General features: G+C 44.5%; 12 protein-coding genes and 1 pseudogene. 10 read left to right on the top strand and 3 right to left on the bottom strand.

Annotation, left to right across the window (positions count from 1 at the left end; all coding sequences use genetic code 11):
- The first annotated feature begins 66 nt into the window (after positions 1-66).
- From QVE09_RS13905 to QVE09_RS13880, 6 genes and pseudogenes are all read left to right on the top strand, one after another.
- The gene (locus tag QVE09_RS13905; RefSeq protein WP_315937221.1) at positions 67-261 is read left to right on the top strand and encodes a hypothetical protein; all 195 of its coding nucleotides are present in this window, start codon (positions 67-69) and stop codon (positions 259-261) included.
- 139 nt (positions 262-400) lie between these two features.
- Positions 401-571 (top strand): annotated as a pseudogene (locus tag QVE09_RS13900) (SMI1/KNR4 family protein); the annotation flags it as partial.
- A gap of 203 nt (positions 572-774) precedes the next feature.
- Positions 775-1356 (top strand): hypothetical protein, encoded by a 582-nt coding sequence (locus QVE09_RS13895; RefSeq protein WP_315937220.1) that lies wholly within the window; start codon positions 775-777, stop codon positions 1354-1356.
- A gap of 37 nt (positions 1357-1393) precedes the next feature.
- The gene (locus QVE09_RS13890) at positions 1394-2290 is read left to right on the top strand and encodes a nucleotidyl transferase AbiEii/AbiGii toxin family protein (RefSeq protein WP_315937219.1); all 897 of its coding nucleotides are present in this window, start codon (positions 1394-1396) and stop codon (positions 2288-2290) included.
- A 179-nt stretch (positions 2291-2469) separates the two neighbouring features.
- A complete protein-coding gene (gene imm48, locus QVE09_RS13885; RefSeq protein WP_315937218.1) occupies positions 2470-2910 on the top strand; it encodes an Imm48 family immunity protein in 441 nt (146 codons plus the stop codon).
- Positions 2911-2941: 31 nt separating this feature from the next.
- Positions 2942-3481, top strand: a complete 540-nt coding sequence (locus QVE09_RS13880; RefSeq protein WP_315937217.1) for an RNA 2'-phosphotransferase — start codon at positions 2942-2944, stop codon at positions 3479-3481.
- A gap of 184 nt (positions 3482-3665) precedes the next feature.
- On the opposite strand, the gene QVE09_RS13875 is transcribed toward QVE09_RS13880, so the two are convergent.
- Complete coding sequence (locus QVE09_RS13875) at positions 3666-4523, bottom strand: SDR family oxidoreductase (RefSeq protein WP_315937216.1); 858 nt, start codon at positions 4521-4523, stop codon at positions 3666-3668.
- Positions 4524-4685: 162 nt separating this feature from the next.
- A complete protein-coding gene (locus QVE09_RS13870; protein ID WP_315937215.1) occupies positions 4686-5111 on the bottom strand; it encodes an Rrf2 family transcriptional regulator in 426 nt (141 codons plus the stop codon).
- Positions 5112-5415: 304 nt separating this feature from the next.
- On the opposite strand from QVE09_RS13870, the gene QVE09_RS13865 reads away from it, so the two are divergent.
- From QVE09_RS13865 to QVE09_RS13850, 4 genes are read left to right on the top strand one after another with little or no spacing between them, the layout of a single operon-like run.
- Positions 5416-7749 carry an ABC transporter permease gene (locus QVE09_RS13865; protein ID WP_315937214.1) on the top strand — a complete coding sequence of 778 codons (2334 nt, stop codon included), beginning with the start codon at positions 5416-5418 and terminating at the stop codon, positions 7747-7749.
- A 12-nt stretch (positions 7750-7761) separates the two neighbouring features.
- Entirely contained in the window at positions 7762-8529 is a 768-nt protein-coding gene (locus tag QVE09_RS13860; protein WP_047843824.1) for an ABC transporter ATP-binding protein, read from the top strand.
- Between the two features lie 60 nt (positions 8530-8589).
- On the top strand, positions 8590-9225 hold the full coding sequence (locus tag QVE09_RS13855; protein WP_315937213.1) for a TetR/AcrR family transcriptional regulator: 636 nt from the start codon (positions 8590-8592) through the stop codon (positions 9223-9225).
- Positions 9226-9245: 20 nt separating this feature from the next.
- Entirely contained in the window at positions 9246-10574 is a 1329-nt protein-coding gene (locus QVE09_RS13850; RefSeq protein ID WP_315937212.1) for an MFS transporter, read from the top strand.
- A gap of 151 nt (positions 10575-10725) precedes the next feature.
- Here QVE09_RS13850 and QVE09_RS13845 read toward each other — a convergent pair whose 3' ends face one another.
- A complete protein-coding gene (locus QVE09_RS13845) occupies positions 10726-11550 on the bottom strand; it encodes a carbohydrate ABC transporter permease (protein WP_315937211.1) in 825 nt (274 codons plus the stop codon).

The following is an 11550-nucleotide window of genomic DNA, read 5'->3' as shown; positions in this document are numbered from 1 at the left end:
GGAGTTTAAATTGGTTATCTCCTTTTATATTTTTTGATGAATTAGCTTCTACAGGTTGACCAAGAGTTGAAGGAAGCACTCGTGTATTATGGGAATGTGAAGCAGAATGACATTAAATATGAAATGTTTTTTGGCCCTTATCATAACGGCATTGCTCGAGATATCGGAAGAATAGTCATCACCGCCGAGGAAATGGGTGACTATAATTACTGGCAGAAACAGAATCTGACGGTCGAACAGAAGAAGTATCTTGCCCGGTGAATTATGGCTCCCATGAGTAAAGAAGAATTATCTACCTTGATGGGTGAATTCGAGCAACATGAGATGACTATGAAAGGATTGGACGGGGAGTTCAATGGATTTACGGGTAGAGTAAGCACGAAAAAGGGTTCTTCAGAATGTAGTTCCTATTGCAGCGCTTTTTTCAGGAGATTTTATTTGTTTGGATTTTAGAGAAACAGAAGAGCCTACTGTAGTTATTTGGTTTCATGAAGAGTCAGAGGAGTTTTCTCCTGTGACACAAAAAGTCGCGACCAATATATTAGAATTTTTTGAATTGCTGAGTAAATAAAGTTGTCCTAGTTCATGTTAACGAATGCCCCAGTTGTCAGTATCTTGTAGAGAAATTAGGGATGCGTTTTGAACGTGAATTGTAAAACTTAAAGAAGATCTGTGGAAATATTCGAGTTAAGCGATGTGAGTGGAGAATTAACAGAAGATAGAAGAGAGATCTGTCTAATGAGAGATGACAAAAACCAGTAAGGAAGTGACCTGATGGAATTTGAATATCATGTAACCATGCGTGATCTGAAGCAGAACGAGAAAGAGACCTTTATCAACATCTGTAATCAAGAGAACGTGAAGCCCGTGTTGATCGTCTTGGACAAAGGTGAATATATTAATCAGCCAATGATTACAGGCATTGTACATAGCACGAATTACGAAGAAGTGAAGAATGTTATTGAAGAAGTTGGGGCGAAGTTTCGGGATAACGGATTCACAGTTGTTCGGACGAAGGTGGAAATTCCGGCTAAGGAAGAAACGTATTTTGATCAGCCGATGCTGGCACAGTCCAAGCCTTATTTCGAATGGCACGGAAAGGTATATGTGGATGATGTGGCCGTATTGAAGCAACTGTGCGCGGATTCGGGCGGACATATTTCACGGAACTCGCTGAATGTGGATGGAAAAGTCAGATTCGTAACGGTTCGTGAATATGAGAGTGCAGAACATTTTTATCGTAGAGTGGGAGAGATCCATATCATTTTGTATACGAACAAGATCGAACTGTTAAAACAGCAATATGAACTGTGCATCTATGACAGCCGGGAAGAACTGGATCGTGGATGGATCTAATTGGATGTTGAGTACGATGAATGGAGGAGGAGAACGAGTGTCAGAAAAAAACATAAAAATGCACCTCCTAAATGAGGATGAGAGATTCATTGTTGTGTTAGAAGCTCTATTAAAACGCGCATCTCTAGTAAATAGTCCATTTGTATTAAAAGGAAGCTTATTAACAAGACAGTATTTGGAGAATCCCAATATTCGTTATGTGGATGACATCGACTTTCTGTATACAGGTCGAATTGAGACTGAGGATCAGGCCAATGAAGTATTTACAGACTGGATGATCCGGGTAACGGAGATGGACCTGAATGACGGTATCATATTCCGAAGCTTTCGGGAGAATGCCTTCTGGAGAAGAATAGACTACGCGATGGCGGATGATTTTCCTACGGTGAACACGGAGCTTGCCTTTTATATTGATAGTGAACCAAGGAATGAAAATGAGTATGAGGATGAACTGCATCTTGATATATCTTTTAACCTCGACTTGGATGAGAAGCCTGTTACTCTATCCTACCAACCCATGGTTGGTGAAGCTTTTGTCGTTCCTTACACTGTACCACTCTCCATCCAAATTGCATGGAAGCTGCATCAAACGATAGTGAGGCCCAGGTTTAAAGACTTGTATGATTTGCAGCATCTGTTGTCTAACCCGTTATACGATCAGCAGGCGCTCAAGGAGACAATGCAGACCCTGGCCAACGAGTGCAGCATGGACCCAGCTATTACGAGAGAGGATATGAAAAAGATACTGGTTGACGATCTGCATGATGTATTTTCGAGGTTGAATTACGATTATGACTTGCAGTATTATGCCGGAAGCCGTAGTCCTGAAGTGTATTTTATGGAATTTGTATCGGAGCTGCGCCAAACGATGAATCACGTTGGTATTAACAGTGACGCATATGAACATTTACCAAGTTGCCCCACGCATACATAAAGATCTTCATGCACTGAAGAAGCAGACCTAAAAGCTTTCTGTAAGAAAACTGCTTCGGGAGCATTCACTTCGCCTTTATTCGTAGATGAGTTTGAAACGAACACCCCAACTCCGATACAATGTTCTCATAGAGTCTGAGAGAATGAATCAAATACGGTGCAGAAATGGAGAAAACCAATATGACTGAATTTATCAACGCTGACGATATTAATGACGTAATTCTGGCTGCGGCAGCAAACGAGCTGGAGCAGATGGTGGACAAAATGTGTGAGCTGATTGGCACGCCATTGGAGCAGACGACAGAACTGGAGCGTCAGGTCATGGCTGCTTTTGGTTTTGGCGCGGTGTATGGCATCACTCATCGGGATCAGGTAGCGGAGCCGCAGGCCCATGCCTTGAGCATTCGGATGTTGATTAAACCATTTAATTATAGTGAACAGCAGGCGGTTGATTTTGCCGATGATCTGATTCGAGTGGCTTCCGATCGTGAGGTTCATCCGGTGATGAATACGATTATCCAACGTGGGATTGATGGACACCGCCAATTCAATCAGGAAGACGATGAAGGATTGGAACGTAACATTCAGGAGATTTTAACAGCGGTTCAATCGCAAAAATAGACGGTTTTATTAGATGTGGGGGATGATTGCATTGGATCTGATGAAATTAAGCAAGGAACTCTCATACGCTCTGCGACATGCACCATGGGAGTATGAACTGGAACTGGACGAAGAGGGTTGGGTGGAAATCTCGCAATTGCTGGTGGCTTTACATGAAAGTCCGCAGTGGAAGGAAGTCACGCAAGCTGATCTGGAGCAGATGATTCAAACCTCGGAGAAAAAGAGACATGAAATCCGTTCAGGCCGCATCCGGGCATTGTATGGACATTCGACACCCCATAAGATATCGAAGATATCTGCTGAGCCACCGGAAACCCTGTACCATGGGACCCCGGCACGCGCAGTGCATTCTATTATGGAACATGGCTTACAGCCGCGGCAAAGGCAATATGTACATCTGTCCGCAGATATCGATACGGCCAATCAGGTGGGCCGAAGACGAGATGATCAGCCTGTCATTTTGAAAATCAATGCTGCTCAAGCGGCCACAGATGGAATCCTCTTTTATCATGGAAACGAAAATATCTGGCTGGCCGATCACATTCCCGCACGTTATATTCTTGAGCAGTGAGCAGTGAGTGATGAACTGTTGTGGAAAGCACAAATACCTACCTCGGATTGCAGTTGCAATCAACGGGGTGAGCGTACAGTTATCCGTTGATTGCAACTGGTATACCGTTGTATTGATCGTTAGCTACACAAAAAAAGGGACGCATCCAACACTTGTTGGTGTGTCCCTTTCTTATATCCAAAACTTACTTGCCTACAATTGCTTTAATACCTTCGCTAAGTGGCTGAGCCGAACGGCCAAGCAATTTCTCTAAAGTATCACTCTCTACAGCCAATGCGCCTTCACGGATGGCACTTTGCATATCAACAAGCATCGATACGACAAAGTCCGGGAGACCTGCACCTTTCATGATGTCAGCGTAAGCGACATCGTCCACGTTCTGCACGTTGATTTCCTGTCCAAGCACTTCACCAACGATGGCAGCCAGTTCAGCTTGAGTGCGCAGTTTGCCAGACAATTCATACACGGTATTCTCATGTCCTTCACCTGCGAGTACAGCTGCTGCAGCATGAGCATAGTCACTGCGGGTAGCCCAGCCTACTTGGCTGTCATTGGTGGCATGAACCCAAGGTGCACCTTGGGTAGCGGCTTGCATACTGCCTGCTTCATTTTCCAGGTACCAGTTGTTGCGCAGGAAGGAATACGGAATGCCGGATTCACGAATAGCTTTTTCTGTAGCGCGGTGAACTTCCGCCAGGGAAAGGGTATTTTTCTCTGCATTCACAACGCTTGTATAAGCGATGAAACCGACACCTGCGCTCTTGGCAGCGTTAATGGCAGCCTGATGTTGGCGAATACGTGTTTCATTGTCACCATCAGTCGAGATGAGCAACAGGCGGTCTACACCGGCAAAAGCTTTCTCCAACGTCTCCGGTTGATCGAAATCACCTTGACGCACGTCAACGACTTGAGCGCGGAGTGCTTCCGCTTTCCCCGGATTACGTACACTTACTGCCAAATCTTTGGCAGAATCGTTTTTTAACAATGCCTCTACAACCAGTGAACCTAATTGACCTGTTGCGCCAGTAACCAAAATTTTCATCTTTTTTTCCTCCTAGGATAGGTATTGTGGTTGATACAACTTGTTTAACTCAAGCCAGATAAGTCGTATACGATTATTGCTTGCATATGGATGTAATCAAAAATGTTATAACAGGTGTGATTACAACGAAAGGGTTAAAAAAAGCTCGCAATGAGCTTTTTTTTATTCAGAGACATGAATCTGATCCATCATCTGCTGTATGGTTACACGATTCAAGCGCTGTTCCATGGCTGTCTGAGCCCCAATGAGTTCGGCACGCAAGGTGTGTTCAATCATATTGCCGACCGGACATTTTGGATTCGGATGTTTGTGAAAGTTAAACAATTCCCCATCCTCCACGACCTCAAGCGCTCGATATACATCAAGAAGGGTGATATCTGCCGGATCTTTCAACAAGGAGGCACCGCCCACACCGGGTCTGACGTCGATCAGACCAGCCTGTTTCAGCTTGGACATGATCCGCCGAATTATCACGGGATTTGTATTCACACTCTGCGCGATCACATCTCCGGTGCATTCATTGGGCATAACAGCGATCAGGGACAGGGTGTGAACCGCAATGGAAAAGCGACTGCTGATTTGTCTCATGGGATGATCACCACCGTTGTAACTATAATAGTTACAAAATGATCGGATGTCAAATTCTTTTATATTTCTTTTAAAGTGAAATCTTGAATAGTTTATTGGTGGGCTTTTCTATAAGAGTACAACAACGGAAATAGAAAATTATGTTTTAATTGACAAATAAAAATAGGATTATATAATCTGGCTAGATGTCTTGTAGTTAAATGAATTGCATTGGTTAGGAATAATCTTCTTTGAAGGGAGTTGAGCATGATTTTTTGCCAGATAAATAGGTACAACTTGTAGATGAGAGGAGCTATGTTCGTTTATGCTGCTACGAATGCTGAGAAACGATATAACGAGGAAAAAAGGGATTACGGCTGCATTATTTATTTTTGTACTGCTGGCCGCCTTGCTGGTATCTTCGGGGTCACGAATGATTATGGAACTGACGAGTTCCATCCAATATCTATTCTCTGAATCCAAAACACCACATTTTGTGCAAATGCATGCCGGAGAACTAGATCAGGTCAAAGTGAACACATGGGCTGAAGAAAATGCCATGGTCCAGCAGCATCAGATTGTGGAAATGGTCAACATTGACGGCTCTAATCTGTTCCTCGGAGAAGAGTCCGAAAAGAACAGCGTTATGGACATTGACTTTGTTACACAGAATCAGGGTTTCGACTATTTGTTGAATCTGGACAGTGAGATTATTCAGGTGAACGATGGCGAGATCGCGGTTCCGGTATATTACATGCAGCAAAAAAAATTGAGCGTGGGCGACCAGGTTCGGATCGATAATGGTCAATTTGAGCGTTCTTATACCATCGTTGATTTTGTCCGTGATGCTCAGATGAATCCATCGGTTGTGCACTCCAAACGTTTTATCGTGAGTGCAGGGAATTTGCAGGAACTGAAGCAGAGCATCGGAGAGATGGAGTATCTCATCGAATTCCGGTTGACGGATCCCGGACTGACGAGTGAATTTACCCAGGCTTACCAAAATGCCGGACTTCCTAACGCGGGTCCAGTCGTAACCTATGGGCTGTTCCAGGTATTGAATGCGATGACCGACGGAGTTATTGCAGCCGTTATTATTTTGGTCAGTCTTGTGCTGATTCTGATTGCCATGCTCTGCATCCGATTCACGATGCTTGCGACCATCGAAGAGGATTATCGTGAGATAAGTGTCATGAAAGCGATTGGGATCGCAGAGAAGGATATTAAGAGACTGTATCTGATGAAGTATGTATTTATGGCGGGATTCGCATCCGTGCTTGGTTACATTGCATCACTTGGCGTTAACAGACTATTTGTTTCCAACATCATGTTGTATATGGGAAAAGCACCTGCAACCCTGTTGCATTTCGCGATTCCGTTATTAGCCGCTGGAATAATATTTGCCATGGTTGTTCTGTTCTGCCAAACGGTACTGCGGCGTTTTCGTTCCATCTCCGCGGTGGATGCTCTCCGTACCGGGAGCCTTGGAGATACACAGATCATTCGAAACCGGCTCAGTTTGTCCCGCAATCGCTGGTCGTCCGTACCTGTCTTTCTTGGTCTGAAGGAAGTGATACAGCGAATCAAGATGTTCCGATTATTGTTGTTCGTCTTTGTCGTCAGTTCATTTATCATGATTGTGCCGGTTAATTTCCTGAACACTTTGCAGGCGCCAAGTTTTATTTCTTATATGGGTGTTGGACAAAGTGATATTCGCATTGACTTGAGGCACACAGACGATGTGGAACAGCGTTATGACAATCTTGTTGCCCAGATCCAAAATGATAAAGACATCAAAACGTATTCCCCATTGGTGACAAGCCAGTTCAAGATTAAAAATGCGGAAGGAAGTTACGATAATCTGAGTGTAGAAACTGGGGATTTCAGTATTTTCCCATTGTCTTATGTTAGCGGTAATGCGCCAACAACCGAGAATGAAATTGCGTTATCTGATGCCAACAGTAGCGAGCTGCACCTGAAGACTGGTGAGCAACTTACCTTGCTGGTTAATGGCAAGGACCAGATGATGACGGTCAGCGGAATATACCAGGACGTTACGAATGGTGGGAAAACGGCGAAGGCCTTATTGCCCTACAACAAGGATAGTGTGTTGTGGTACGTGGTCAGTTTGGATCTGAATAATCGCGGGGACATGGCTACCAAAATTGCTGAATATGAGGCGGCTTTCTCGCCAGCCAAAGTAACCGATCTTCAAGGTTATCTGGATCAGACGTTAGGCGGAACCATCCAACAATTGAAATTGGTGACGATGCTGGCCTTGGTCATCGGTGTCTTCATATCTATTTTAATTACAGCACTGTTCCTTCAGATGTTAGTAGCCAAGGACAACAACGACATTGCTGTACTAAGAAGTCTTGGGTTTGCCTTGTCTAAAATCAAGTTCAAGTATATCGTGATGTCACTTGTCATATTAATCTTAGGGGTTGTTACTGGAACGATATTGTCCAATACGTTGGGTCCGTTGCTGGTTAGTGCCATTATGTCGACGTTCGGTGCTTCCAATATTGTTTTTGTTGTTAACCCGTTACAGGCATATATTTTGTGTCCATTGTTACTTGCAGGCACGATTGTACTGACAGCATGGATTAGCATCCAATCGATCAAGGAAACGAGCATATCCAAAATGATTGTCGAATAGGGAGGATCAACGATGACAACTATACTTGAGGCTAAAGACGTGAATAAATCCGTAGCGATCGGCGAGAATGAAGAACATAACATCCTGAAAGATATCAACCTTCAATTAAAAAAGGGAGAATTTGTTTCCATCATGGGGCCATCTGGCTCAGGCAAGTCTACCTTACTGTACAACATAAGTGGTATGGATCAGATTAGTGCTGGAAGTGTCTATTTTAATGGCAAAAAAATATCGGCATTTGAGGAGAGGGATCTGGCAAGTCTACGTTTGACCAAGATGGGATTCATCTTTCAAAATATTCATCTGCTCAAGAATCTGAATCTGTTAGACAATATCGTACTTTCCGCGTATCTGGCCAAGAATAGCAGCAGAGAAACGATTAATACACGGGCAATGTCATTAATGAAAAAAATGGGGATTGATGAGCTTGCTGGGCATAACATCACCCAAGCCTCAGGCGGACAGCTTCAACGGATTGCTATCTGCCGTGCGCTGATCAATAATCCAGATATTTTATTCGGCGATGAACCAACGGGGGCGCTGAATTCCAAATCAACGTATGAGATCATGGATATTCTGGGCGATATTAATGCAACGGGTACAACCATTCTGCTGGTGACCCATGATGTGAAAGTCGCTGCCAGATCGGAACGTGTGCTGTTTATGATGGACGGTAAGCTGGTTGCAGACAGAAATATTGGAAAATATGCAAGAGAGCGTCAGGATTTAAAAACAAGGGAAAGCCATTTGGCGCAATGGTTGACTGAAATGGGGTTCTAAAAAAAGAACTCCATGACTACAATAGACCGACAGTCGGTCGAACATATCGGAGGCCAGGATATGAGACTGATAAAAAAACCGGAAGAACGCAGGAACGAGATTTTGGATGCCGCCGAGATTCTGTTCATAACAAAGGGGTACACCAAAGCTACAGTCATGGATATCCTTCAGGCGTGCAACATTGCCAAGGGTACATTTTATTATTATTTTCAGTCCAAGGAAGAGGTTATGAACGCCATCGTTATGCGTTTTATTCTGAGTGGGGAGGCGTCAGCCAGGCACGTGGTGTCCGACCCAAAACTGAATGCCCATGACAAAATTTTCCGCATCATGATGGCGCAGAATCAGCCTGACGGCAGAAAGCATGATCTCATCGAGCAATTGCACAGTGTTCATAATGTGGAGATGCACCAAAAGAGTCTTGTAGAGACGGTAATTCGATTAAGTCCCATCTTGGCCGAGGTGGTAGAGCAGGGCATTCAGGAGGGGGTATTTCATACGCCTAACCCAAAGGAATCCATCGAATTCCTGCTTGTATCGTCACAATTTTTGCTCGATCGAGGCATCTTTCAATGGGAGGAGGAAGAACTCCAAAAAAAAGTTGAAGCATTCACACATATTTTGGAACGTGTGCTGGGAGCAGAAAAAGGAAGCTTCGCCTACGTTACTCGTCTTTATTTTCCGAATCAAGGTTAGCTGAGAAAGGATTATCATCCATGGAACATACCGTTCACAAATCATTTAAAAAGTTTCTGGTAGTATGGTTTGGTCAGCTCATCTCCATGATTGGGATTGGACTTACAGCCTTCTCCCTGGGGGTGTATGCCTTCGAAAAAACGAATACGGCAACTAGTGTTGCTTTGATTACCTTATTCACGTTTCTGCCGAATATCCTGCTTCGACCTATTGGAGGTGTACTGGCAGACCGATTCGACCGTCGGACGATGATGATTATCGGCGACCTGGGGTCGGCAGCCGGTTTGATTTTCATTCTGTCTATTATGCTCACAGGTGATATCCAGTTATGGCATATCTATGTAGGAGTGGCCTTTAGTTCCGTGTTTTCTGCGTTGCAGAGCCCGGCATATAAGGCCTCTGCTACGGACCTACTGGATAAGGATCAATTCTCAAAAGGAAGCGGTCTTGTACAACTGGCTGAATCCTCGAAGTTTCTGTTTTCACCCATCATTGCGGGCATTCTGCTTAGTATAACAACCATTGAAGTCATTCTGGTCATTAATATTCTGACATTCCTGGTTGCCATTCTGGCTGTGCTGGTTATTCGGAAGAGCATGAAGGTGGAGCGAGAGGATCGAGAAGGCAAAAACTGGATCACCGATATTCAAGAGGGCTGGAGAGAAGTTGTAACCAACAAGGGAGTACTGTTGCTGGTGGTGATTATTTCACTTGTCACCTTTTATCTGGGATTCCTGGAGACCCTCATTGGTCCGATGCTTCTGTCATTCACGGATGCAAAGACACTTGGAACATTTCAGTCTGTTAGCGCCATCGGCATGCTGATTAGCAGCTTGTGCATCGGCATATTTACAATAACAAAGAGATATGCAAGTGTGCTTGTGATGGGTCTAATTTTGTGCGGCTTGTCTTTCTCGCTTCTGGGGATATCCACCAACATTTATTTTATTATCTTCGCAGGTTTTCTGTTCCTGTCATCGCTGCCGTTTGTCAATATGAGCGCAGATGTGCTGGTGCGAAACAATATCGCCAACGATAAGCAGGGCAGGGTATGGGGAATCATTGGTATTCTGTCACAACTCGGGTTTATTATCGCGTACAGTTTGGCTGGATTTCTGGCCGACCATGTGTTTAATCCGTTGCTGATGGAGGGGGGAGCACTGGCTTCGTCGGTTGGTCAAATTATTGGAACTGGGCCAGGTAGAGGTATTGCCTTTCTGTTTATCATCGCGGGTCTGTTTGTTATTCTGATCGCAATAATCACATCCCGTTTGAAAATGATCAAATCTCTGGAGCAGAGCCCAGATATAACGGCTCCATCCGATGTTGGCGGGTTGGCGCACGATTAATTCGAATCCAACAGGGTAAGCCCTTGTCCGCAGCAGCGTGCGATACTTCTTCTGTACGAAGAAGTTATTCACACGATGAGCAGACAAGGGCTTTTTGTGCTGAGGAGTCAGCAATTAAGATGCGTTTGTGTATTTGGATTGTCGGTGGAGCTTACCCTTTAACCGCCCCTGAAGTTAGTCCTCCTACAATATACTTTTGCCCAATGAGGAACACAATTAACACAGGCAATGACGTGAGCACGATATCGGCACTGACCAGATTCCACTGGGCACTGAATTGTCCGAAGAAGTTATATACAGCCAGCGTCATTGGCCACATCTCCACTGTATTCAGCATATAAAGTGGGGCAGTAAACTCATTCCAGACACTCAGGAAGTTCAGGACAAATACCGTTACCAGCACCGAGGTTAACAAAGGCACAATGATTCGAAAGAACAGTTTGATCCCATTACATCCGTCCATGATCGCGGCTTCATCCAGCTCCTTCGGGATGTTAGACACGAATGCATACGTAATGAATAGCGAGATCGGAATCCCCATGGCCGTGTAGAGCAGAATCATGCCGACATGTGAATTGATCATACCCATGGACTTCATGACTTCCATCAGCGGAATGTAGTTAAGCGGCAGTGTGATACCGAGAATCAGGAAGAAGTATAGAAACTTGCTGAGCTTCGAATGGTTGCGGGATAACGTGAAGGCCGAAAAGGCCACAACAAACACCAATAACAGGGAGGAGGCCCCGGAATGCAGCAGACTGTTGAAAAAAGAACCGCCCAAATGTCCCTGTTCATAGACGATTTTGTAATTTTCAAAGATAAACTTCTCGGGCAGCGTTAGTTTCAGCACTTTGGCCTCAGCGTCGGACTTGAATGAATTCAGTACAATGACAACAAAAGGAATCAGGACCACCAGGCTGAGTAGCCAGGCGAGTGCATTTAACCCGATCGAAGCCAATCTTTTTCTCAATCGCAT

The organism is Paenibacillus sp. ClWae2A, from assembly GCF_032452295.1.
Classification (GTDB): domain Bacteria; phylum Bacillota; class Bacilli; order Paenibacillales; family Paenibacillaceae; genus Paenibacillus.
This window is presented reverse-complemented; position numbering and strand designations above follow the sequence as displayed.